The sequence below is a fragment of the Aromatoleum diolicum genome (assembly GCF_012910955.1).
Classification (GTDB): Bacteria; Pseudomonadota; Gammaproteobacteria; order Burkholderiales; family Rhodocyclaceae; genus Aromatoleum; species Aromatoleum diolicum.
On record NZ_WTVQ01000001.1, the window covers coordinates 125,124 to 147,933 of the forward strand.

Here is a 22,810-nt window from a genome sequence, read left to right on the forward strand (position 1 = left end):
GACGGGCTCAGCCCTCGAGGTGATACTTGGTGACGCGCTCGACCTCATTGGCGGAACCGAGAATCACCGGCACGCGCTGGTGCAGCTTGTGCGGCTGCACATCCATGATGCGCTCGCGCCCGGTTGTCGCCGCCCCGCCGGCCTGCTCGACGAGCATCGCCATCGGGTTCGCCTCATACATCAGGCGCAGCTTGCCGCCCTTGTCGCGGCACTTCTCGTCCATCGGATACATGAAGATGCCACCACGGGTCAGGACACGGTGCACGTCGGCGACCATCGACGCCACCCAGCGCATGTTGAAGTCCCTGCCGCGCGGACCGTTCTTGCCTTCCTGCAGCTCCCCGATGTAACGCTGCACCGGCGGTTCCCAGTGGCGCGCGTTGGACGCGTTGATCGCAAACTCCTGGGTGTCGGCCGGCACCATCATGTACGGATGGGTGTAGATGAAGCTGCCCATCTCGCGATCAAGGGTGAAGCCATGCACCCCGTTGCCGACGGTCAGGATCAGCAGCGTTGACGGTCCGTACAGCGCATAACCCGCCGCGACCTGATCACGCCCGCGCTGCAGGAAATTCTGTTCGGTCGGCTCGCCGTCGCCTTCGGGATTGCGCAGCACCGAAAAGATCGTGCCCACCGAGATATTCACATCGATGTTCGACGAACCGTCGAGCGGATCGAACAGCAGCAGGTAGCCGCCCTTCGGATAGTCGAAGGGAATCTGATGCACCTCCTCCACTTCTTCGGAGGCCATCGCCGCCAGATGGCCGCCCCACTCGTTGGCCTGCAGCAGGATCTCGTTGGCGATCACATCGAGCTTCTTCTGGGCTTCGCCCTGCACGTTGTCGGTACCGGCCTCGCCCAGGATTCCGGCCAGTGCGCCCTTCGACACATTGACGCTGATCGCCTTGACCGCACGGGCGACCACCTCGATCAACAGCCGCAGCTCGGGCGTGGTGCGCCCCGCGCGCTGCTGCTCGATCAAGAATTGGGTTAGCGTGACGCGTCGCATGAATTGACTCCTTGTTGGTCCAGCGCCGCCGGACTTCAGATTGTTCGCAAGCTTCCGGCGCGGATTATCCCGCGGAAGAGCGTCGAGCGCACCTCCATCGGCGCACCATTTTCGGGCGAAGGCGGTTATGATCGAAGGGCCACGGGTTCGCCCGCGCACGCGACCACTCGTCGATGTCATTCCCGGCGGATGTTGCCCCCAGGCTCCCGGAACACCGGCCCGCAACCCAGCCCCCGAAAAACCGATTCACTCACTATGCACGTTCTGGTTCTCGGCGCCGGCGTCACCGGCGTCACCACCGCCTGGTATCTCGCCAAAGCAGGTTTTCAAGTCAGCGTGGTGGACCGTCAACCCGGAGCCGCCCTCGAAACCAGCCATGCCAACGGCGGCCAGATTTCCATCAGTCATCCGGAACCCTGGGCGAACCCGGGCGCCCCCCGTACGGCGCTGCGCTGGCTCGGCCGCGAAGACGCCCCGCTGCTGTTCCGTCCGCATGCCGACCCCGCCCAATGGCGCTGGGCATTGGCTTTCCTGCGCGAATGCCTGCCGCAGCGCACGCGGCGCAACACCGCCGCTGTCGCCAGTCTCGCTGTACACAGCGGCGAACGCCTGCGCGCGCTGCGCGCCGAAACCGGCATCACGTACGACCAGCTCGAACGCGGCATCCTGCACCTGTTTTTCACCCCCGCGGAGTTCGACCACGCCCGCACCAAGCTCCCCATGCTCGAAGCGCACGGTATCCGCGCCCGCGCCTGCGGCAGCGACGAATGCGTCGCCATTGAGCCGGCGCTCGCCGGCGTACGCGACGAGCTTGCCGGTGGCTTGTATGCGCCGGACGACGAATCCGGCGACGCTTGCCGCTTCACCCAGGCACTGGCCGAACTCGCCGCGCAGGCCGGGGTGCACTTTCACTACAACACCACGATCACGAACATCTCGCGCACCCGCGGCATCGTCGACAGCATCGGGGTGCGCGATGCCGCGGGGCGCAGCGGCGCACTCACGGCGGGAGCGTATGTCATGTGCCTGGGCAGCTACGGCAGCGCGCTGGTCGCACCGCTGGGCGAACGTCTGCCGATCTACCCGGTGAAAGGCTATTCGGTGACCGTACCGGTTCTCGACCGCGCGCTCGCACCCAGCGTCAGCCTCACCGACGAATCGCGCCGCATCGTCTGCTCGCGCCTTGGCGAGCGCCTGCGCATCGCCGGCACCGCCGAACTCAACGGCTTCAATACCGCCATCCACCCGGCGCGCTGCCAGGCAATCCTCGACTGGCTTAACGCCCGTTTCCCCGGCGCCACCGACATCGCGCAGGCGCAACTATGGACCGGACTGCGCCCGGCGACACCCGGCAACGTCCCGCTGATCGGCCGAAGCGGCCTGCCGAACCTGTGGTACAACACCGGTCACGGCACACTCGGGTGGACGCTCGCCTGCGGTTCTGCCAGTTCGCTGGCCGATCTGATGTCGGGCCACCGTCCGCCAGTGCGCGGATTTCCGTTTCTGCACTGCGACGACTGACGCGCGGCGAAGCAGCCTGCCGGCAGGAGATGTCGACAGAAAATTCTGCGTCCGGTATCGCTACCGGCCGCAGGCATGCATAACGCTCTTTACTTGACCACTTTCAGATGGCCACCGCGACCAGCCGGCGCACGACCACCCGCGGGCGGCGTGTCGGGGCCGCTTCCGGGCCCGGCATCGTCCGCGGATTCGATACCTTCATCCGCATCGCCGGCCTCATCGTCAAACTCCGGCGACAACGATTCGGCCTCGAATGCCATGCCGTGCCCGTTCTCGCGGGCATAGACCGCGAGCACATTCGCCACCGGCACGGACAGCGCATGCGCAACGCCGCCGAAGCGCGCCTGAAAGGTGATCAGATCATTGCCCATCACCAGATGATTGGTCGCGTCGGGCGCCAGATTCAGCACGATTTGACCGTCGCGCGCATACCCGGGCGGCACGACAGTGCGCTCGTCGACCGTAACGGCAATATGAGGGGTGAAACCCTGGTCCACGCACCATTCGAAAATGGCGCGAACCAGGTAGGGTTTGGTGGATACCTTGCTCATGGGAACCTTCTGCAGCGCCCCCGTGGCCGGGGGCGCCTGCGCATCAGCGCCGCATCACCTTTTCAGACGGGGTCAGGGCGTCGATGAAGCCCTGCCGGCTGAAAATGCGCTCGGCGTATTTCTGAAGATTCGCGGCCGCCTTCGGCAGCTCGATGCCATAGTGCTCCAGGCGCCACAGCAAGGGCGCAATGGCCACATCGAGCATCGAGAATTCATCGCCCAGCATGAATTTCTGCTTGGTGAAGATCGGCGCGAGCTGTACGAGCTGGTCGCGCACATGGGCGCGGCTCTTGTCCGAACCCTTCTGGTTCTTTTCCAGCACATCGATATGCGAAAACAGCTCATGCTCGAAAGTGTGCAGCAATTGCCGTGCGCGTGCGCGCATGATCGGGTCGGGCGGCATCAACTGGGGATGCGGAAAACGCTCGTCGATATATTCGTTGATGATGTTCGACTCATACAGGATGAGGTCACGATCCACCAGCACCGGCACCCGGTTGTACGGGTTGATCACGGCAATATCTTCCGGTTTGTTGTAGAGATCGACATCGATAACCTCGAAGTCCATCCCCTTTTCGAACAGCACGATCCGGCAGCGGTGGCTGAACGGATCGGTGGTGCCGGAATACAGGTTCATCATGGTCTTGCAGCTCCGGATACAAAAGCAAAGCGCACCACGCGACAATCGCGTGGTGCGTCAGAGGTCAGAACAGCGAATTAGTTCGCGTCGACGCTCAATGAATGTCCTTCCAGTAATTCTTCTTCAGTGCGAGCGCGAGTACGAACAGGCCGGCAAGGAAAATCAACACGACAATGCCGATCGTCTTGCGCTTCTCGGCCACCGGCTCGCCCATCCACACGAGGAATGAGACCAGGTCGGCAACCGACTTGTCATATTCCTGCGCCGACAGCTTGCCCGGCTTGGCCAGTTCCAGCGCAATGGACTTGGTGCCATCGGCGTTATTGGTCACCTTGGCGACCTGCTCACCCTGCAACTCCCACAGCACGTGCGGCATGCCGACGTTCTCGAAAACGACGTTATTCCAGCCGGTCGGACGGTTCGGGTCGCGGTAGAACTGGCGCAGATAGGTGTACAGCCAGTCGGCACCGCTACCGAATTCCGACGCACGCTGGCGTGCGATCAGGGTCAGGTCCGGCGGGGTCGCACCGAACCAGGCCTTCTGCTCCGCCGGGCTGGCCGAGACCTTCATCAGGTCGCCGACGCGTTCGCCCGTGAACATCAGGTTGTCGCGAATCTCCTGTTCCGTCAGGCCGATCTGCGTCAACGTGTTGTAGCGGGCGAAGCTCGCGTTGTGGCAGTTCATGCAGTAGTTGACGAAGATCTTCGCGCCGCTTTGCAGCGCGGCTGGCTCGGTGCTTACCGGCGCCTTGTCGAGGTGCAGCACGGCGCCCGCCGCCATCGCCAGCGCGGGCGCGAACAGCGCAACCGCGGCGAAGCGCTTGAGGGTCTTGATTACACGATTACTCATTTGAAAGTCACCCTTTCCGGTTCGGGTTTGCACTTGTCGAGTTTGCTGTACCACGGCATCGCCAGGAAGAAGCCGAAATAGATCACCGAGCAGATCTGCGCCACCAGGGTGCGCCCAGGAGTCGGCGGCAGCACGCCCAGATAGCCGAGGATGAAGAAGGCAACGATGAACACCGCCAGGATCGCCTTGAACAGCCCGCCCTTGTAGCGGATCGACTTCACCGGGCTGCGATCCAGCCACGGCAGGAAGGCGATCACGACCACCGATGCGCCCATTCCGACCACGCCCCAGAACTTGGCGTCGATACCGAACAGCGGATAGGTGATGGCACGCAGAACCGAGTAGAACGGCGTGAAGTACCACACCGGCGCAATGTGCAGCGGGGTCTTCAGCGGGTCGGCCGGGATGAAGTTGTTGTACTCGAGGAAGTAGCCGCCACCTTCGGGCGCGAAGAACACGATCGCCGAGAAGAAGATCAGGAAGCCGACGACGCCGACGATGTCCTTCACTGAGTAGTACGGGTGGAACGGGATGCCGTCCAGCGGAATGCCGTTGGCGTCCTTCTTCTTCTTGATCTCGACCCCGTCCGGGTTGTTCGAACCGACTTCGTGCAACGCGACGATGTGCGCCAGCACCAGGCCGATCAGCACCAGCGGCACGGCGATGACGTGGAAGGAGAAGAAGCGGTTCAGCGTGGCGTCGGAGACGACGAAGTCACCGCGGATCACCAGCGACAGGTCCGGGCCGATCACGGGAATGGCCGAGAACAGGTTGACGATCACCTGCGCGCCCCAGAACGACATCTGCCCCCACGGCAGCAGATAGCCCATGAAGGCCTCGGCCATCAGCGCAAGGAAAATCAGCGTACCGAAGATCCAGATCAGTTCGCGCGGCTTGCGGTAGGAACCGTAAAGCAGTCCGCGGAACATGTGCAGATACACCACGACGAAGAACGCCGAGGCGCCGGTCGAGTGCAGGTAGCGGATCAGCCAGCCACCCGGCACTTCGCGCATGATGTATTCGACGCTGGCGAAGGCCACCGGAATGCCGGAAGCATTGAGCGAGGCATCAGGCTTGTAGTGCATGACCAGGAAGATGCCGGTCACGATCTGGAGCACCAGCACCAGCAGCGCCAGTGAGCCGAAGAAATACCAGAAATTGAAATTCTTCGGCGCGTAGTACTCGGACAGATGCGCCTTCCAGGTCGACGTCAGCGGAAACCGCTCGTCGATCCAGTTAAGCAATTCTTGTGATTTTGTAGTCATCGCTTAGGCCTTTGCGTCATCACCGATCAGGATGGTCGTGTCCGCGAGAAACTTGTACGGGGGAATTTCGAGATTGTCCGGCGCCGGCATGCTGCTATAGACGCGCCCGGCGAGGTCGAACTTGGAACCGTGACAGGGACACAGGAAACCGCCTGCCCAGTCCTCACCCATGCCGCTTTCGGCGCCGACTTTGAACTTGTCGCTCGGCGAGCAGCCAAGGTGCGTGCAGATGCCGACGGTGACGAGGTATTCAGGATTGATCGAGCGGTGCTTGTTCTTGGCGTAGTCCGGCTGCATCGGCTTGTCCGACTCCGGATCGCTGACGCTGGCGTCGGTCTTTTCGAGCGAAGCCAGCATCTCGGGGGTGCGGCGCAAAATCCACACCGGCTTGCCACGCCACTCCACCGTCATCATCTCGCCTGGCGAGAGCTTGCTGATATCCGCTTCTACCGGCGCCCCTGCTGCCTTGGCACGCTCGGACGGAGTCAGACTGGCAACGAACGGCACCGCCGTCGCAACCACGGCGACGCCACCGGCGGCCGATGTTGCGACAAGCAGTTGCCGACGGCCACTGTCCATCTTTTGATCCACGCTCATGAGCCTCATCCCTGAAAAGAAACCCGTTTCCGGACACAAAAAAACCGCGGGATTCTACCAAAAAACCCGCAATATAAAAAGGGGGCATGCTCACGGCATGCCATCAACATAGCCCTGATTCACCGGCGATATTCGCCGGGCAAATAGGCCGAAAGTGGTACCGCGCAGCCCGATTTGCGCAGCGCAACATGCTACTGTGTCACACGGCGCGCCTTTCCACCAGCGCCTGCGCGATGGTTCCGGTATCGGTGTGCTCGAGCTCACCGCCGACGGGCACGCCGCGCGACAAGCGACTGACCGCCACTCCGCGCGCCCCGAGCAGCTCGGCGATCATGTGCGCAGTGGCCTCGCCTTCGTTGGTAAAGTTCGTTGCCAGGATCACTTCCCGGACCGCGCTGTCAGCCGCACGGGCGAGCAGCTTGTCGAGCTTGAGCTCGCGCGGCCCGATGCCATCAAGCGGTGACAGACGTCCCATCAGGACGTAATACAGACCGTTGTAGGCGTGGGTCTGCTCCATCATTGCCAGATCAGCCGGCATCTCCACGACGCACAGCAGTGAACTGTCGCGCTGCGGATTGGCGCAGCGCTGGCAGATCGCGGTTTCGGCGAAAGTGTTACAGCGCTCACAGTGGCGCAGCACGTCGAGCGCGTGCCCCAACGCCCGCGCCAGCCGGCCGGCTCCGCGCTGATCGCGCTGGAGCAGATGGTAGGCGATCCGCTGGGCGGATTTCGGCCCTACCCCGGGCAGCGCACGCAGAGCATCGATCAGCTCATCCAGACTGGAGGGCGATGACATTCAGAAGGGGAGCTTCATCCCGGGCGGCAGGTTGAGGCCCGCGGTGAAACCGGCCATTTTTTCCTGCGTAGTGGTCTCGACGCGGCGCACTGCGTCGTTGACTGCCGCTGCAAGCAGGTCTTCGAGCATTTCCTTGTCATCCATCACCGAGGGGTCGATGGTGACACGACGCACGTCGTGCTTGCAGGTCATCAGCACCTTGACCATACCGGCACCGGACTGGCCCTCGACTTCCACCGAGGCCAACTGGTCCTGCATTTTCTTCATGTTTTCCTGCATTTGCTGGGCCTGTTTCATGAGCCCGGCGATTCCGCCTTTCATCATGGCGTGATTCTCCGAAGAAGGGATTCAAAGAGGCTTTACCGATGCTTCCACAAGGGTCGCATCGAATCGTTCGATAAGTTCGCGCACGAAGGGATCGCGCTCCAGTGCTGCGACGGCTTCGATGTGGCGCGCGCGTCGTTCCGCCTCATCGCGTTGCGCGGGGGTTTCGCCGGCAATCGCACCGATCTCGGCGCGGAGTTTCAGCGGGCTGCCGTACAGCGAAACGAGCGCGTCCTGCAGACGGTCGACGAGGCCTGGATTCATGCCAAGCAGATGGCGATGGGCTTCCGAGAGACGCAGGTTGAGAACACCGTCGGCGAAGCCAAGCCATTCGCAGTGCTGCGCGAATTCGCGCACCATGCCCCCGAGCCCCAGTTTGCGGATGATGCCATGCCAGTCTGCGGCAGCGAAGACGGCTGCGACGGCGGCCGCCGCGTCTGGCTGAGCGGCATTGGCGAGCTCGACGACCGTCGCCCCGGCTACGCTTGTGGCCGCGGGCACGTTCTCGGCGACCCCAGGCGCCGGTGGCGGCACCCGCGTCGTCGCAGGCAAGAGTGGGGGCGCGACGGCGGGCGCGGCAGGTGCCGGATTTTCCGTTTCGGCGCGCTCGGCGCCACCGTCCGAAGCTTGTCCAAGCAGGGCTTCAGGGGGCAGATCTTCCCACGGCGGCACCGAATTCGCTGGCTCGGCGCGCGTTTCGGACGTGGACGGCTGCTTATTGATCGTTTGTGCCAGAGGCGCGACCTGAACGGCCGCTCGCTCGGGGACGGCAGGACGCACCAGCTGATCGGGCGCAGCCGGCACCCGAGTCACAGGCGCGGCGGACTGCACTGCCGCAGGCCCGCGCTGCGCCTCCGCGAGCGGGCGTGGCGGCGGCAGGCCACGCGCCAGCCCGCCGCCGTTGCCGCTGGCAGCAGGGCTCCCCAGTGCGGCCGGCTGCTCGGGGCGGAAGGCGTGGAGACGCAGGAGCGTCATCGTGAAACCGGCGTAATCGTCCGGCGCGAGCGAGAGCTCGTCGCGGCCGTGGATCGCGATCTGGTAGGCGAGTTGCAGGAACTCGGCGTCGAAGGCTTCGGTGTAGGGCGCGAGGCGCTGGCGTTCGGCCTCGTCGGCGATGGCGGCGGGCGCGAATTGCGCGAGCGCGGCGCGGTGCAGCAGCGAGGCAAGTGCCTGCAGCGCGGCGTCGAAGGACAGGCTGCGTGTTTCCATGCGGTCGGCGACCGCCAGCAGCGCGGTGACATCGCCCGCGACAAGCGCGTCGAGCACGGCGTAGAGGTGATCGTCGCCGACCGTGCCGAGCATGTGGGTGACCTGCTCTTCCTCAACTTTGCCGGAACCGTGGGCGATGGCCTGGTCGAGGAGCGACAGCGCATCGCGCATCGAGCCGCTCGCGGCCTTGGCGAGGTGGCGCAGCGCCAGTGCCTCGAAGGGGATCGCTTCGGCTTCGAGGATGCGCGAGAGGTGGTCGACGATGTGGCCCGGCGGCATCTGCTTGAGGTTGAACTGCAGGCAGCGGCTCAGGACGGTGACCGGGATCTTCTGCGGGTCGGTCGTGGCGAGGATGAACTTGACATGCTCGGGCGGCTCTTCGAGGGTCTTGAGCATCGCGTTGAAGGCATGCCCGGTGAGCATGTGCACTTCATCGATCATGTAGACCTTGTAGCGGCCCTGGACCGGCGCATACACCGCCTTGTCCAGGAGCGCGGCCATGTCCTCGACGCCGCGGTTCGACGCCGCATCCATCTCGACGTAGTCGGGGAAGCGGTCGGCGTCGATCGCCTGGCACGCGGCGCACTGGTTGCAGGGTTCGGCGGTGACGCCTGTCTCGCAGTTGAGCGCCTTGGCGAGGATGCGCGAAATGGTGGTCTTGCCGACGCCGCGGGTGCCGGTGAACAGCCATGCGTGGTGCAGACGACCGGTGGCGAGTGCGTGACTGAGCGCGCGGACGACGTGCTCCTGACCGACCAGCGTGGCGAAACTCTTCGGCCGCCACTTGCGTGCGAGAACCTGATAACTCATGGCGGGATTCTAGCAGAGCCGACCCCCACCCCATGCAGGCAAGATCCGCGAGAAACGCCCTCTCGACTTAGTCCTTATTGAGAGACGCTAAGTCAATTAATTTCTGCTATCAAACTTTGGGCGGCCCAAATCGTTAATCCGGTCCGGTTTTCACCGCTCCCCGGCGATAGCGGGAGCCCGCACCATGATCGGCAAGGTCGCCGGCGTCCGGCGGCGGCCTTCACTGCGGCTGACCGACTTGCAGGTAGTAGCGCACCTCGCCAAGCTCCGGCGAATAGCTTGCGCCGAGGTAGACCGGGCCGAGCACGGTGTCGGCGCCGAGGAACAGCGAGACGGCGCGACGGTTGCCCGGGTCCGGCGTCAGCGAACTGCCGTAGTTGCGCAGGGTGGCCCATTCGGCGGTGGCGCCGGCATACACGCCGAGCCCGAGTGCGTCGGGCAGACGCGTGATCTGGCGGAGGTAGGCGGCACTTGCCAGCGCCACCTGGTCGCCGGCCAGTTCGCCGTAGCGATAGCCGGAGAGGCGGAACGGCCCGCCCAGCAGCGTGCGTCCGACCTCGGGCAGGTCATGGTCGGGACTGCCGGCCAACATGCCGCGCAACTGCCAGATGTTGGGACCGAACGAGACCGCTGCGTTGCTGTCGAGTTCGGTGAACAGGTAGCGCTCGTCGGCGCCAAAGGACGGCGAGTGCAGTTCCGCGCGCAGGCGCGCGGCGTAGCCGCGACGCGGGAAGAACGGGCTGTCGAGACGGTCGAGCACGGCGCTGGCCTGCAGCCAGCCGTCCTCGATGTGGCGCTCGGGATACAGCTCCGGCCCCGACACGACTTCCGACCAGCGCCGGCCGCGCCGCCAGCCTGCACGCAGTTCGCCCCACATGCCGACCTCGTAGCCGGCATCGAGGCCGAACAGCCCGCCGCGCTCCTTGTTTTCCGACAGCTTGCGGCCATCAACGAAGACCGGCAGCACGCGGTTGAAAAGTTCGAACGACGGTGCGACGAACCATCCGCTATCCAGATCGAAGGGCTGAAATAATTCGGACCGCAGCCGGTTGGTGGTGCCGAGCTGCATGTCGACGTCCCAGCGCCCGCCGCGGGTGTTGAGCCAGCGGCGCGAGAAGCCGGCATAGACACCGACTTGCGAATCGCCTTCGAAATCGGCGGAGAAGCCGCCGCCGAAGCGCAGCAGATTGGGACCGGAGGCTTTCTCGTCGGCCTCGATCTGCACGGTCGCGCGCGGGCCGTCGTGCAGCACGCTGTAGCGCAGGCGGTCGAAGTCGCCGCGCTCGTAGATGCGCCCGATGTCCTGCTCTAGCCGGCGCGCGTCGAGCGGTTCGCCGACCTTCTGCGCCATGGCCGTGTCGAACAGGCGCTCGGGGACGACCTTCAGGCCGTCGATCTTCACCGCCGTCACCGTCGGTGCGGGCCTTTTCCAGCGGATCTGGCGCAAGGCCTGCCATTTCGCATAGGTTTCGGCATCGACGCTGAAGCGCGACAGGGAAGCGGACTGGCGCAAAGCGGCTTCGGTGCCGGGCGGGATGGTTTCGAGCACGCGGTCGAAATCGCGCGAGCTGACATTCGGCAGGTTGACCTGGATCAGCGCGTCGTCGGGACCGAGGCGCTGGAGCTGCTGGCGGACGTTCTGTTCGAGCGCCAGGTTGATCGCCTGCAGCGCGATGTCGGTGGCCGAACGCAGGCGATCGCGAGGATGCGGCGGCGTACCCAGATTGACGGCGATGACGCGGCCACCGCACAGCTCGCGGCCGATATCGACCGGCAGGTTCATCACCAGGCCGCCATCGACGAGCAAGCGGTCGTCGTTCTCGATCGGCAGGAACACGCCGGGCACCGCCATGCTGGCGCGCATCGCCCGCCACAGTGGCCCCTTGTCGAGCAGCACCAGTTCGCCGGTTTCGAGGTCGGTCGCGACCGCGCGGTAAGGGAGAGACAGGGTGTCGAAGCTGTCGAGGACTTCGGCGCTGCCCGCGAGGCGAGTCAGAAAGCGGTCCATCGCCTGGCCCGAGATCGCGCTCTGCGGCAGCCGCAGACCGCCGTTGCCGTAGCCCATGACGATCGCCGAACGGTTGCGCGCCCCCTCCTGTTTGTCACGGAAGGGCTGATCTTCGCGCGGCACGCTGTTGGCGAACATCTGGCCCCAATCGACGGCATGGATCACGCGCACCATGTCCTCGAGTTCCATCCCCGCGGCGTATGCGCCACCAACGATGGCGCCCATACTGGTGCCGACGATGCAGTCGACGGGAATGCGCATGTCCTCGAGCACCTTGAGCACGCCGACGTGGGCGACACCGCGCGCACCACCGCCGGACAGCACCAGCGCGACCCCCTCGGGTCGTTCGGGCGGAGCGGCAAAGCCGGCCGCAGAGGTCAGACACAAGAGCAGGAAGGCGACGGTACGCAGCTTCAAGGGCAGGCTCATGAACGTAGTGCGCGACGATAGTGCGCCCAAGATACCGCATCGGGATTGGCGCGCGCGACGCGCGTAACGCACGGTTTCCAGGCGCACAAATTGAAACGGGCGCCCCGTTGCCGGAGGCGCCCGTTCGATGTCTGGGGTGGCGAGCCTGACCCCCGGCACTTGCAGGGAACGGCTGTGGCTGCTGCCTTCCGGCCCTGACCAGGTTCACCGCGCTGCAATGCGGGGAGACCCGCCACGGCCGCGATTGTACCAGCTAATGCGGCCGCTGCACGCTCCCCGTGATGCAGTGCGGGATCAGCCCTTCAGTTCGGGGAAGTCTTCCTCGAAGAACTCCAGCGCACCGCGAACGGTGGAGCTGTCCTTGCCTTCCTCGCTCTTGCGCAGTTCGACGCGGCGGATCTTGCCCGAGATGGTCTTCGGCAGATCGGAGAATTCCAGGCGGCGGATACGCTTGTACGGGGCGAGCTTGTCGCGCGTGAAGGCGAAGATGTCCTTCGCGAGTTCCTTCGTCGGCTCGAAGCCGGCGGCGAGGATCACGTAGGCCTTGGGCACGGCCAGACGCACCGGATCGGGACTCGGGACGACGGCGGCTTCGGCGACCGCGGGGTGCTCGATTAGCACGGATTCGAGTTCGAACGGGCTGATGCGGTAGTCGGACGCCTTGAACACGTCGTCGGCGCGCCCGACGTAGGTGATGTAACCCTCTTCGTCGATGTTCGCGACGTCGCCGGTGCGGTAGTGGCCGTCACGCATGGCTTCGGCGGTCTTGGCTTCGTCGCCGGCGTAGCCGAGCATCAGGCCGACCGGGCGCTTGGCGAGCACCAGGCTGATCTCGCCTTCATCGGTGGGCTTGCTGTCGGCGTCGAGCAGCGCGATCGTGTAGCCAGGCAGCGGACGGCCCATCGAACCGGGCTTGAGCAACTGCCCCGGCGTGTTGCCGATCTGCGCGGTGGTCTCGGTCTGGCCGAAACCGTCGCGGATCGTGATGCCCCAGGCCTTCTTGACCTGCTCGATCACTTCCGGATTGAGCGGTTCGCCGGCGCCGATCAGTTCGCGCAGCTTGGTCTTCACCGAGGCGAGATCCTGCTGGATCAGCATGCGCCACACGGTCGGGGGCGCGCACATCGTGGTGATCTCGAACTTCACCAGCACATCGAGCAGCGCCTTGGCGTTGAAGCGGTTGTAGTTGTACAGGAACACGCAGGCGCCGGCGTTCCACGGCGCGAAGAAGCAGCTCCAGGCGTGCTTGGCCCAGCCCGGCGAGCTGATGTTCATGTGGCGGTCGCCCGGCTGCAGGCCGATCCAGTACATCGTCGACAGGTGGCCGACCGGGTAGGACTGGTGGCTGTGCTCCACGAGCTTGGGCTTGGAGGTCGTGCCGGAGGTGAAGTACAGCAGCAGCGGGTCGGTGACCTTGGTGACGCCCGACGGGGCGAACTCGGGCGCGGCGGCGTAGGCGTCCTCGAAGGAGAGCCAGCCATCGGTCGCACCGCCGACACTGACGCGGGTGTAGCTGCCGGCGAGGTCGGCGAACTTGTCAGTGTGGGCCTTGCCGATCACGACGTGCTTGACCTGGCCGCGTTCGAGGCGGTCGAGCAGGTCATCGGGGGTCAGCAGCGTGGTGGCGGGGATCACGACGGCGCCGAGCTTGATCGCGGCGAGCATGGTTTCCCACAGCGGCACTTCGTTGCCGAGCATGATCAGGATGCGGTCGCCGCGCGCGACGCCCTGCTCGCGCAGCCAGTTGGCGACGCGGTTCGAACGCGCCGACATTTCGGCGAAGGAGAGCTTCGCTTCGCGGCCGTCTTCCTCGACGATCCACAGCGCGGGCTTCTCGTTGCCCTTGGCCATGGCGTCGAAATAGTCCAGCGCCCAGTTGAATTCGGTGAGCTGCGGCCACTGGAAACCGGCGTACGCCGTGGCGTAGTCGGTACGGTTGGCCAGCAGGAAGTCCCGTGCTTTCAGAAACTCGGCAACTGCAGTCATATCCTCTCCTTTCCCAGAAGCAGCGTGCCGGACACCTGTCCGTCACGCGTGATGTACGCCGGCTCGCTCCCCCTGCCCGGCCCGCCACGCGTCGCGCGGAAAGCAGTGCCCGGGGCCTGTGCGGCTGGCGACTGTGTTTTGATTCGGCAAGCCCGAAAGAGTGCCGGGCGGTATTGTGACGTTGACGTCAACGTCATGCAACCATCCTCGACCTAGGTTGGGGCGTCAGGGCTCGGCGTCACCGAGGTCGAGCTTCTTCATCTTCTCCCACAGGTTCTTGCGGCTGATGCCGAGCCGCTCGGCGGTCTGGCCGATCTGGCCGCCACAGGATTCGAGGGCGCCGCGGATGTAGCGGCGCTCGCATTCGCGCAGGTAGTCGCCGAGCGAGGCCTGCGCATCGCCTGCGGGCGGCGCGAAATCGGCATCGGGAAACAGCGCGGAAGGTGGCAGCCATTCGGCGGCACTCATGATGCACGCGCGCTCGACCGCATGCTTGAGTTCGCGCACGTTGCCCGGCCACGGGTAATTCATTGCCGCCTCCTCCGCAGCGGGGAGCAGGTGCCGGCGGGCTTCGCCGCTTTGCCGCGCGATGTCGGTGAGGAAACGCTTGATGAGCCAGGGGATGTCTTCGCGCCGCTCGCGCAAGGGCGGCACGCGGATCTGCACGACGTTGACGCGGTAGAACAGGTCTTCGCGGAACGCGCCTTCCGCCACCAGCGTCTTGAGGTCGCGGTGGGTCGCGCAAACCAGCAGCAGCTCGACCGGAATCGCGGTTTCGCCACCGACACGCGTGACCCGCCGCTCCTGGATCACGCGCAACAGCTTGACCTGCATGCCGGGCGTCATCTCGCCGATCTCGTCGAGGAACAGCGTGCCGCCATCGGCTTGTTCGAACACGCCGGGGCGCGTGCGCGCCGCGCCGGTGAAGGCGCCCTTCTCGTGACCGAAGAGCTCGGCTTCGAGCAGGGTTTCGGCAATCGCGCCGCAGTTCACGGCGACGAAGGGGCGCGTCGCGGCCCCCGCCAGGATGGCGTGCAGGCGTTGGGCGACGCGCTCCTTGCCGACGCCCGACTCGCCGACGATCAGCACGGTGTTCGCGGCGCGGGCGAGGCGCGGCAGCATCGCCTCGATGCGCTGCATTGCCGCCGACACGCCGAGCGGCTCGCTGCCGGGTGCGCCCCCCGTCGCCGCCGTCGCAGTGATCTCGATCACCTTGGCGACGAGGGCGTCGAGGTCGAAGGGCTTGGTGACGTAGTCGTGCGCGCCGCGCTTGATCAGTGCGACGGCCTGGTCGACGGTGCCGTAGCCGGTGATGAACACGAAGGGCGGGGCCTGCGGCAGGGCGCCGGCCGCCCAGTCGAAGACCGCCTCGCCCGTAGTGTCGCCGAGGCGCATGTCGCTGATGACGACGTCGAAGGCCTGCTCGCGCAGGCGGCGCATCGCTTCCGCGCCACTGCGGCACCAGCAGGCATCGAAGCCTTCGAGGCGGAAACGCTCCGCGAGCGATTCGCCCATGATGGGGTCGTCCTCGATCAGGCACACGCGTACGGCGGCATTCATGGCGGAGACTCCAGTTCGAGGGCGACGCGCAGCGGCAATTCGACCGCGAACACCGTGAGCCCCGGTTCGCTCTGCACCGAGATGTGCCCGTCGAGCTCGTTGACGATCTGGTAGGTGATCCAAAGCCCCAGCCCATGTCCGCCGTTGGCATCGCCGACGAAGGGCTCGAACAGGTAGGGCAGGCGCGATGCTTCGATGTGGCGGCCGTCGTTGCGCACCGCCATCGTCATGCCTTCGGCGGTGACACCGATGTCGCAGGCGACGGTGCCGCCCGGCTCGACTGCGTGCAGCGCGTTGAGCACCAGGTTGATCAGCACCTGCCGCACGAGCGTCGCCGGCAGCGGAATCTCGTCGGGCAGATCGCAGTTCCACAGCAGCGCCGCGGATTTCTTCGCGGCTTCCGGCTTGAGCAGGATATGCACGTCCTCGATGTCCTGCGGCCCGAGCGGGTGGCTCGGCGCCTTGGCCTCGACCAGCAGTGCCGACACGGTGTCACGGATCTGCAAGAGGCCGCGCTCGAGCAGCGACATCGTGCGGGCGGCCAGTTCGGGATCATTGCTGCCGTGGCGCCGGTAGGTGCTGATGGCGTTGAGCATGCCGCCGAGCGGGTTGTTGATCTCGTGCGCGATGCCGCCGGTGAGCCGGCCGATCGCGGCGAGACGCTCGGAGAACATCATCTCGTGCTCCAGCGCCTGCTTCTCGCGCAACTCGTCGAGCATGCGCGCGACGGCCCGGCCGACCTGACCGAGCTCGTCCTGCGACTGCTCGAGGCGAATCGCGTCGGCATCGGGAATCTTCGTGCCGACCTGGCCGATACAGTCCGCCAGATGCACCAGCGGATCGGCCATGCGCCGCCCCCAGTACCACGACACCGGCAGGATCAGCAGCAGCACGACCAAGGTCACCAGCGTCGCGCTGAGCCACATGCCGGCAAAGCGCGCCTGCATGAAGCTGCTGGTGTGTTCGAGGATCATGTGGCCAAGGCGCACGCCGTCGGCATCGATCGGCGTGATCACGTACAGGCGGTCGCCGATCTCGAGGCTGCGCGAATCCGACCCGGCCGCGTCGTCGATCAGGCTGGCGATCTCCCGCGCCGCGTCGCCGCGCTCGTGCAGCGGCAGGAGGATCGGATAGCGCGCGGGATCGGTGGAGACGTAAATGCGCTCACGCGGGTCGACCAGCGTGATGACGCCGGCCTGGTCGCCGCCGCCCGGCGAGGTCGCCGCGCGGATGATCTCGAAGGCGCGCCACAGGTCGTCGTGCAGCATTGGCGACACCAGGGTCTGGCTCAGCACCGCGGACCAGCGCGCCGAGCTGTCGAGCATGTCGCGGCGCAGGTCGCGGTATTCGCGCAGCAACAGCGACGCGGTGAGCACGCTCGCGGTGAGGAACACCAGCACCGTCGCGCGCAGCGGAATCTTGTAGCGGAAGCTGATGTCGCGGAAGTTCAGCACTCGCCCTCCTCCTAGCCGACGGGCTGACCGATGGCCCGCAGCATGCGCTCGATGTCGGCGTACAGGGCCGGCGAGCCGCCCGTGAAGCGGTCGAGGTTGAGCTGGCGCAGGAAGCGGGCGCCGGCGGGGTCCTCATGCATCGCGAGGAGGATTTGCTGCATGCGCCGATGTAGCGCCGGCGACACGGAACGGCCGGTGACGAAGGGCGGAAAGCCGAAGGGTGGCGAACGGTCGGCCACCCGCGTGCGCGATGTCAGCTCGGGGTGGGTGCGGGCCAGCGTATCCCAGACGTAGCCATCGACCGCGCCGCCGTGCGCCACCGCCAGCGCGACCGCTTCGACGACCTTCTTGTGCGCATAGGTGAAAAAGCTGCGCCGGAAGAAATTGGCCGGCGAAGTGTTGGCGCGGTTGAGCTGGTAGTGCGGATAGAGGTAGCCGGAGTTCGAATCGGGGTCCGAGAACGCGAAGACGCGGTCGCGCAGGTCGGTGACTTTGGTGGTCACGCTGTCGTGCGCGGGCACAATGAGGTAGGAGCGGTACAGCGGCTGCCCCTCGTAGACCGGCACGGCCAGCAAACGCATCCAGCGCTGCTCGCGCACGTAGGGGTAACCGCACAGCCACGCGAAATGCAGCTTGTCCTGGCGCATCAGTTCGACGATCTCGCGGTAGCTGCCGCGCTGGATGAACTCGACCTGGCGCCCCATCGCCTGCGCAAGATGATCGCGCCAGGCGCCGAGAAAGCCCACCTGGTCATCGAGGAATACCGGTGTCAGGCCAATGCGCACCGGCTCCGCGCCGTTCGCGGCGACGGCATGCCCGAAGCGGCCCGCGAGCGCGAGCGCGAGCCCGACCAGTCCGGACAAGGCCTGACGACGATTCATCACGCAATCCACCCAGCAGCCTTCATCGTTCGGCCCCTCCCCGTCCGGCCCGTCGTACACGGCCCCAAAGAGCGCGCAACATTCGTGCCGTACATCGGACAGCGCGCGGTATCAGGCGGCTGCGCGGTACCGCCGGAGCATCGCGCGAGGGGTGCGCACGCACGGCTAACCCGGTCGGTTACCGAATCGTAACAAAACCCTGATCGCTGCAGGTGGAAGCGTTACCGAACCGTAACGGGCCGCCATCGCGCCGAATCAAAAAATGCATTAAATATCAATTAATCAATAGCTTGCAATAACAGGCGCGGATCCTGCGGAGCGTGGTACATCCCTTCGGACGCCAACCATGAACCAGGATCTCCGCAGCCTCGCCACCGACGCCCCGCCCCACGGCGAACGCCAGGCCTTCCGGCGACTGCATGCGCTCGGGCGGATTGGTCTGCGCAGCGTGGCCTGCCTCGCGGCTCGCGGGGCGCGCGCGGACTGCCGGTGCTGCATCGAGGCCTGTCCGCGCGCGAGCCTGGCGCTGCACGACGGAGGCCTCGAGCTTGATCCGGTCGCGTGCAGCAGTTGCGGTATCTGTGCGGCGAGCTGCCCGACCGGGGCACTGGCAGTCGAGGGCTTTACGTTGCCTGCGGTAGTGCCGCCGCAGGGCATCACCGTCGCGTGCGAGCGCGTCCACGGCGCGGCGCCCGGCGCGGCACATCGCGTGCCGTGCCTCGGTGGCCTCGCGCTGACTGACTGGTTGCGTCTGGCACTGACGGCCGGCGACGCGCCACTGCGCATCGTCGACGATGGGTCCTGCACGCATTGCGCAAACGCAACCGGAGCGGGCGAGCCGGCAATTCCGTTGCTGGACGCGGCACGCCGCGCGCTGACGGAAGCCGGCGTACCCGCCGAAAGCCTGCCGCAGCGTGTCAAGCCGGCGCCGTTACCGAACGGTAACGAGGGTCGGAACGCCTCCGCCGACGAGGTCGTCGCCAGTCGTCGCGGCTTTTTCGCCGGTCTTTCGCGCTCTGTCGCGTCGGCACTGACGCAGACCACGACCGGCGATGCGCAGTTCGCCGCGCCCGCCAGGATCCAGCGGCCGCGACGCGACACCATTCCCGGGCAGCGCGGCGAGGAGACCCGCCTGTTGCTGTTGCAGATCGCGCAGCGCCACGGTCGCCCCCACCCAGTGCGTGCGACGCTGCCCGCGCTCGCGGCGAACAGCGCATGCCGCGCCCACGGCGCCTGCACGGGTGTGTGCCCGACCGGCGCGCTGCAACTGGAAAGCGACGCGGACAACGCATCCGCACATCTGCGTTTCGACGCCTGGCTGTGTGTCGCTTGCGGCGCCTGTTCGGGCATTTGCCCGTCGCGCGCACTGACGCTGGAACCCCGCGCGTGGCGGCCGTTCGCCGTCGCGCCGGTCGAGCTTGCGGTGATCGGGCAATGTGAATGCCGGCGCTGCGGCGCGCTGTTCGCCGCAGGCGAGGACGAGTCGCTGTGCGAGCGCTGCCGCAAGACCGAAGCGCTGGCACGTGCCGGCTTCGCGCTGTTCCACCGACACAGGGAGACGCCTGCTGCGCCGGAAGGTCCGTGAGGGCTGCGGGCTGCAATCCGCAAGGGAATACCACGCCAAGAAGGTCATTGGAGGAGCAAGGAAAATGGAAATACTGAAGAAACTCATTTCACGGCGCCGCTTCCTGCAGGTCAGTGGTGCGGGTACCGCCGCGGGAGCAGCAGTGGTCGGCAGCGGAGGGGTGGGCATCGGCGGTCTCAGCACGCTCACCGAGGCGCAGGCCGCCACGGTGGACGGCAACACCGTCGTCACGAAGAGCATCTGCGCGCAGTGCCCGGCGCGCTGCGGCATCGACGTCTATACGACCAACGGCAAGGTGCACGCGATCTACGGCAACGCGGGACATCCGATCGCCAACGGCAAGGGCTGCCCGAAGATGCATCTGGGCACCTACATCCTGTACGACCCGGACCGCTTCAAGGGGCCGATGAAGCGCACCAACGCGAAGAAGGGACGCAACGAGGATCCACAGTTCGTGCCGATCTCGTGGGAAGAGGCCTACCAGACCGTCGCCGACCGCATGAACGCGCTGCGCGACAAGGGCGAATCACACCGCTTCGGCCTGTTCTTCGGCCGCGGCTGGGGCGCGACCGACGTCGGCGTGACACTGGCCCCGATGGCGAAGCTGTATGGCTCGCCCAACATCGGCATCGGGCATTCGTCGATGTGCTCGGACGGGTCGGTGCTCGCAAAGCAATGCACCGACGGCAACGCGTCGTACAGCTCCTACGATTACCGCAATGCGAACTATCTGCTGATTTTCGGTGCGAACTTCCTCGAGTCCTTCCGCCCGTACAACAACAACCTGCAGGTGTGGGGCTACATCCGCGGCGAGAAGGCGCCGAAGACGCGCGTGACGGCGGTCGACGTGCATATGAACCAGACGCTGGCGGCGTCGGACCGCGCGCTGCTGGTCAAGCCCGGCACCGACGGCGCGCTGGCGCTGGCGATCGCCCACGTGATCCTCACCGAAGGGCTGTGGGACCGCAAATTCGTTGGCGACTTCGCGGACGGACAGAACCACTTCAAGGCGGGCGAACCGGTCGATGCGCCCTTCACCGAGAAATGGACGCTGGGGCTGGCCGAGTGGTGGAACGTCGAGTTGAAGGACCGCACGCCGCAGTGGGCCGCCGGGGTGACGACCATCCCGGCCGAGCTGATCGTGAAGACTGCCCGCGAATTCGCAACGACCAAGCCGGCCATCGCGCTGTTCGAGCGCGGCGCGCACAACCACAGCAACGGCGTGCTGAACGGCATGGCAATCCATTCGCTGAACGCGCTGGTGGGCTCGCTGTTCGCCGAGGGCGGGCTCGCCTACCAGATGGGTCCGGCCTATGGCCCGGCGCCGGCAAACCCTGATGAACACCTCGACGATTACGCGAACAACGGCCCGCACAAGGCCATGGCACGCATCGACCTGAAGGGCCACGAGGACGGCTACATGTTCGCGAAGAACATGCTGCAGGAAGTGCCGAAGAACCACCTCGCGAACAAGCCGTACAAGATGGACACGGTGATGTTCTACATGACCAATCCGGTGTTCTCGTCGCCCGACGCGACGGCGTGGGAGAAGATGCTCGCCGAAGTGTTCGTCATCGACACCTCGCCCTTCCCGGGCGAGACCGCGGTGATGGCCGACCTGATCCTGCCCGACTCGACCTATCTCGAACGCTGGCAGGATGCGCCGACCTACCCCTTCCAGGGCTGGCCGCTGGCGCAGATCCGCACCCCGGCCATCAAGCCGCTGTATGACACGAAGACGTTCGGCAACACGCTGATCGAGATCGGCAAGCGCATCAAGGGACCGACCAGCGAGTACTACGCGAAACTCGACAACGTCGAGAACATCCTGCGGCATCTGGCCAAGGGTTTCGAGGCGAGCCCCGGCGACAACGGCGTGAACAGCTTCGAGTCGTGGGTCGAGAAAGGCGTCTGGTACAAGAAGCCTTACCACTGGCGCCAGGTGCGCGGCGAGTTCTTCGAGTGGGACGGCCAGGGGTGGAACAAGCCGATGAGCGCCGACGACGTGAAGAAGAACTTGCTGAAGACCGATTCGGGCAAGTTCGAGTTCAAGTCCTCCTACCTCGACCACAAGCGCGACTGGGTGATCGCCAAGACCGGCCGCGACCCGGCGAAATTCAATTTCCCGCACTGGGAAGAGCCGAAACACACCGGCAGCGGCGATCTGCATTTCGTCAGCCCGAAGAACGCAATGCACGCGGAAGGCCGCAGCGCGAACATCCCCAACGCGATCTCGCTGATGCAGCCGACGGTCGGCGGGCGCAAGCATGTGTGCGCCGAAGTCCACCCGTCCGTCGCGAAAGCCAAGGGTTTCAAAGACGGCGACCGGATCCGCATCAAATCGACGCTCGGCGAGATCACCGCGATCGCGCGCGTCACCGAGCTGACCCGCCCCGACGTCATCGTGCTGCCCTTCGAGCACGGCCACTGGGCGCACGGACGCTGGGCGAAGGAGCGTGGCTCGCACGTGGATTCGATCATCGACAACCAGTCCGACCGCATCTCGGGCATGGCCAATTACTACACCGGCAAGGTGTCGGTCGAGAAGGCTTGAGGAGATCACCAAAATGGCTAAATGGGGAATGGTCATCGACCTGGAGAAGTGCACCGGCTGCCAGGCCTGCAGCACTGCCTGCCAGATGGAAAACAACCGCCTGCCCGGCGAAAACTACCAGGATGTCCTGTACTACACGGAAGGCAAGCAACCCACGCCGACGCTGAAGTGGTTCCCGCGCCCGTGCATGCACTGCGAGGAGCCGTCGTGCATGCACGTGTGCCCGACCAAGGCCACCTACAAGACCGAAGACGGCGTGGTGCTGATCGACTGGGACAAGTGCATCGGCTGCAAGTACTGCATGATCGCGTGCCCGTACGGGGTGCGCTTCTATACCGACGAGAAGGCGCTGATCGAGCCGAACATCAAGCAGGTGTTCAAGGGCGACGGCGACCTGTCGTGGAACCCGCCGTACAAGGGCCCGCAGCAGGATCCGAAGCATGGCGTCGGCATCCAGCCCAACGGCGTGGTGTCGAAGTGCAACTTCTGCTACCACAAGATCAGCAAGGCGCCGAAAGGGGTCGCGGATCTCGACGAGAGCAATCCCGAACTCGTCGAATACGTGCCCGCCTGCGTGCGCACCTGTGCGCCGAAGGCGCGCTATTTCGGCGATCTGGACAACCCGAACTCGCAGGTCAGCCGGCTGATTTCCGACAAACAAGGCACGCGCCTGCTCGACCACACCGGCAACAAGCCGCAGGTGTACTACCTGACCGGCGGCGGCGCAGCCGGCAGCGCGGTACCGGGCACCCGTTCCAACAAGAAAGCGTGAGGAGGAGCA

Annotated in this window: 18 protein-coding genes and 1 other RNA gene; 4 read left to right on the forward strand and 15 right to left on the reverse strand. The window is 65.6% G+C overall.

Annotated elements, in window-relative coordinates:
• Positions 1–7: 7 nt before the first annotated feature.
• On the reverse strand, positions 8–1,009 hold the full coding sequence (locus tag GPA25_RS00585; protein WP_169258404.1) for a class 1 fructose-bisphosphatase: 1,002 nt from the start codon (positions 1,007–1,009) through the stop codon (positions 8–10).
• A gap of 255 nt (positions 1,010–1,264) precedes the next feature.
• On the opposite strand from GPA25_RS00585, the gene GPA25_RS00590 reads away from it, so the two are divergent.
• Positions 1,265–2,530: a D-amino acid dehydrogenase gene (locus tag GPA25_RS00590; RefSeq protein ID WP_169258405.1), complete on the forward strand. Its 1,266-nt coding sequence runs from the start codon at positions 1,265–1,267 to the stop codon at positions 2,528–2,530.
• A gap of 89 nt (positions 2,531–2,619) precedes the next feature.
• On the opposite strand, the gene GPA25_RS00595 is transcribed toward GPA25_RS00590, so the two are convergent.
• From GPA25_RS00595 to GPA25_RS00660, 14 genes are all read right to left on the reverse strand, one after another.
• The gene (locus tag GPA25_RS00595) at positions 2,620–3,081 is read right to left on the reverse strand and encodes a ClpXP protease specificity-enhancing factor (RefSeq protein ID WP_169258406.1); all 462 of its coding nucleotides are present in this window, start codon (positions 3,079–3,081) and stop codon (positions 2,620–2,622) included.
• Between the two features lie 43 nt (positions 3,082–3,124).
• Complete coding sequence (locus GPA25_RS00600; protein WP_169258407.1) at positions 3,125–3,721, reverse strand: glutathione S-transferase N-terminal domain-containing protein; 597 nt, start codon at positions 3,719–3,721, stop codon at positions 3,125–3,127.
• A gap of 94 nt (positions 3,722–3,815) precedes the next feature.
• On the reverse strand, positions 3,816–4,571 hold the full coding sequence (locus GPA25_RS00605; protein WP_169258408.1) for a cytochrome c1: 756 nt from the start codon (positions 4,569–4,571) through the stop codon (positions 3,816–3,818).
• Positions 4,568–5,836: a cytochrome b gene (locus tag GPA25_RS00610; RefSeq protein ID WP_169258409.1), complete on the reverse strand. Its 1,269-nt coding sequence runs from the start codon at positions 5,834–5,836 to the stop codon at positions 4,568–4,570. Before GPA25_RS00610 ends, GPA25_RS00605 begins: the two co-directional genes overlap by 4 nt.
• A gap of 3 nt (positions 5,837–5,839) precedes the next feature.
• The gene (gene petA / locus GPA25_RS00615; protein ID WP_169258410.1) at positions 5,840–6,433 is read right to left on the reverse strand and encodes a ubiquinol-cytochrome c reductase iron-sulfur subunit; all 594 of its coding nucleotides are present in this window, start codon (positions 6,431–6,433) and stop codon (positions 5,840–5,842) included.
• A gap of 199 nt (positions 6,434–6,632) precedes the next feature.
• A complete protein-coding gene (gene recR, locus GPA25_RS00620) occupies positions 6,633–7,229 on the reverse strand; it encodes a recombination mediator RecR (protein WP_169258411.1) in 597 nt (198 codons plus the stop codon).
• On the reverse strand, positions 7,230–7,553 hold the full coding sequence (locus GPA25_RS00625; protein ID WP_169258412.1) for a YbaB/EbfC family nucleoid-associated protein: 324 nt from the start codon (positions 7,551–7,553) through the stop codon (positions 7,230–7,232).
• 24 nt (positions 7,554–7,577) lie between these two features.
• Positions 7,578–9,572, reverse strand: coding sequence for a DNA polymerase III subunit gamma/tau (gene dnaX, locus GPA25_RS00630; RefSeq protein WP_169258413.1), 1,995 nt, complete (start codon positions 9,570–9,572; stop codon positions 7,578–7,580).
• A gap of 220 nt (positions 9,573–9,792) precedes the next feature.
• Positions 9,793–12,009, reverse strand: coding sequence for a patatin-like phospholipase family protein (locus tag GPA25_RS00635; RefSeq protein ID WP_246265147.1), 2,217 nt, complete (start codon positions 12,007–12,009; stop codon positions 9,793–9,795).
• Between the two features lie 135 nt (positions 12,010–12,144).
• An RNA gene (gene ffs / locus GPA25_RS00640) (signal recognition particle sRNA small type) lies at positions 12,145–12,243 on the reverse strand.
• A 60-nt stretch (positions 12,244–12,303) separates the two neighbouring features.
• Positions 12,304–13,995, reverse strand: coding sequence for an AMP-binding protein (locus tag GPA25_RS00645; RefSeq protein ID WP_169258414.1), 1,692 nt, complete (start codon positions 13,993–13,995; stop codon positions 12,304–12,306).
• 225 nt (positions 13,996–14,220) lie between these two features.
• On the reverse strand, positions 14,221–15,555 hold the full coding sequence (locus GPA25_RS00650) for a sigma-54-dependent transcriptional regulator (RefSeq protein WP_169258415.1): 1,335 nt from the start codon (positions 15,553–15,555) through the stop codon (positions 14,221–14,223).
• Positions 15,552–17,009 (reverse strand): sensor histidine kinase, encoded by a 1,458-nt coding sequence (locus GPA25_RS00655; protein WP_211162868.1) that lies wholly within the window; start codon positions 17,007–17,009, stop codon positions 15,552–15,554. The genes GPA25_RS00650 and GPA25_RS00655 overlap by 4 nt, the downstream gene beginning before the upstream one ends.
• An 11-nt stretch (positions 17,010–17,020) precedes the next feature.
• A complete protein-coding gene (locus GPA25_RS00660; protein ID WP_169258416.1) occupies positions 17,021–17,890 on the reverse strand; it encodes a substrate-binding domain-containing protein in 870 nt (289 codons plus the stop codon).
• Between the two features lie 346 nt (positions 17,891–18,236).
• On the opposite strand from GPA25_RS00660, the gene GPA25_RS00665 reads away from it, so the two are divergent.
• From GPA25_RS00665 to GPA25_RS00675, 3 genes are all read left to right on the forward strand, one after another.
• Positions 18,237–19,475: a 4Fe-4S dicluster domain-containing protein gene (locus GPA25_RS00665; protein WP_169258417.1), complete on the forward strand. Its 1,239-nt coding sequence runs from the start codon at positions 18,237–18,239 to the stop codon at positions 19,473–19,475.
• Between the two features lie 64 nt (positions 19,476–19,539).
• A complete protein-coding gene (locus tag GPA25_RS00670; protein WP_169258418.1) occupies positions 19,540–22,029 on the forward strand; it encodes a molybdopterin-dependent oxidoreductase in 2,490 nt (829 codons plus the stop codon).
• A 13-nt stretch (positions 22,030–22,042) separates the two neighbouring features.
• Positions 22,043–22,801 (forward strand): 4Fe-4S dicluster domain-containing protein, encoded by a 759-nt coding sequence (locus GPA25_RS00675; protein WP_211162869.1) that lies wholly within the window; start codon positions 22,043–22,045, stop codon positions 22,799–22,801.
• The last annotated feature ends 9 nt before the right edge of the window (positions 22,802–22,810 follow it).

Bases quoted from the DNA above. Each gene is read 5' to 3' on its own strand.
- GPA25_RS00585 (WP_169258404.1), bottom strand. From the start codon at position 1,009: ATGCGACGCGTCACGCTAACCCAATTCTTGATCGAGCAGCAGCGCGCG.
- GPA25_RS00635 (WP_246265147.1), bottom strand. From the start codon at position 12,009: ATGAGCCTGCCCTTGAAGCTGCGTACCGTCGCCTTCCTGCTCTTGTGT.
- recR (WP_169258411.1), bottom strand. From the start codon at position 7,229: ATGTCATCGCCCTCCAGTCTGGATGAGCTGATCGATGCTCTGCGTGCG.
- GPA25_RS00595 (WP_169258406.1), bottom strand. From the start codon at position 3,081: ATGAGCAAGGTATCCACCAAACCCTACCTGGTTCGCGCCATTTTCGAA.
- GPA25_RS00645 (WP_169258414.1), bottom strand. From the start codon at position 13,995: ATGACTGCAGTTGCCGAGTTTCTGAAAGCACGGGACTTCCTGCTGGCC.
- dnaX (WP_169258413.1), bottom strand. From the start codon at position 9,572: ATGAGTTATCAGGTTCTCGCACGCAAGTGGCGGCCGAAGAGTTTCGCC.
- GPA25_RS00660 (WP_169258416.1), bottom strand. From the start codon at position 17,890: ATGAATCGTCGTCAGGCCTTGTCCGGACTGGTCGGGCTCGCGCTCGCG.
- GPA25_RS00665 (WP_169258417.1), top strand. From the start codon at position 18,237: ATGAACCAGGATCTCCGCAGCCTCGCCACCGACGCCCCGCCCCACGGC.
- GPA25_RS00610 (WP_169258409.1), bottom strand. From the start codon at position 5,836: ATGACTACAAAATCACAAGAATTGCTTAACTGGATCGACGAGCGGTTT.
- GPA25_RS00650 (WP_169258415.1), bottom strand. From the start codon at position 15,555: ATGAATGCCGCCGTACGCGTGTGCCTGATCGAGGACGACCCCATCATG.
- GPA25_RS00600 (WP_169258407.1), bottom strand. From the start codon at position 3,721: ATGATGAACCTGTATTCCGGCACCACCGATCCGTTCAGCCACCGCTGC.
- GPA25_RS00625 (WP_169258412.1), bottom strand. From the start codon at position 7,553: ATGATGAAAGGCGGAATCGCCGGGCTCATGAAACAGGCCCAGCAAATG.
- GPA25_RS00590 (WP_169258405.1), top strand. From the start codon at position 1,265: ATGCACGTTCTGGTTCTCGGCGCCGGCGTCACCGGCGTCACCACCGCC.
- GPA25_RS00670 (WP_169258418.1), top strand. From the start codon at position 19,540: ATGGAAATACTGAAGAAACTCATTTCACGGCGCCGCTTCCTGCAGGTC.
- petA (WP_169258410.1), bottom strand. From the start codon at position 6,433: ATGAGCGTGGATCAAAAGATGGACAGTGGCCGTCGGCAACTGCTTGTC.
- GPA25_RS00675 (WP_211162869.1), top strand. From the start codon at position 22,043: ATGGCTAAATGGGGAATGGTCATCGACCTGGAGAAGTGCACCGGCTGC.
- GPA25_RS00605 (WP_169258408.1), bottom strand. From the start codon at position 4,571: ATGAGTAATCGTGTAATCAAGACCCTCAAGCGCTTCGCCGCGGTTGCG.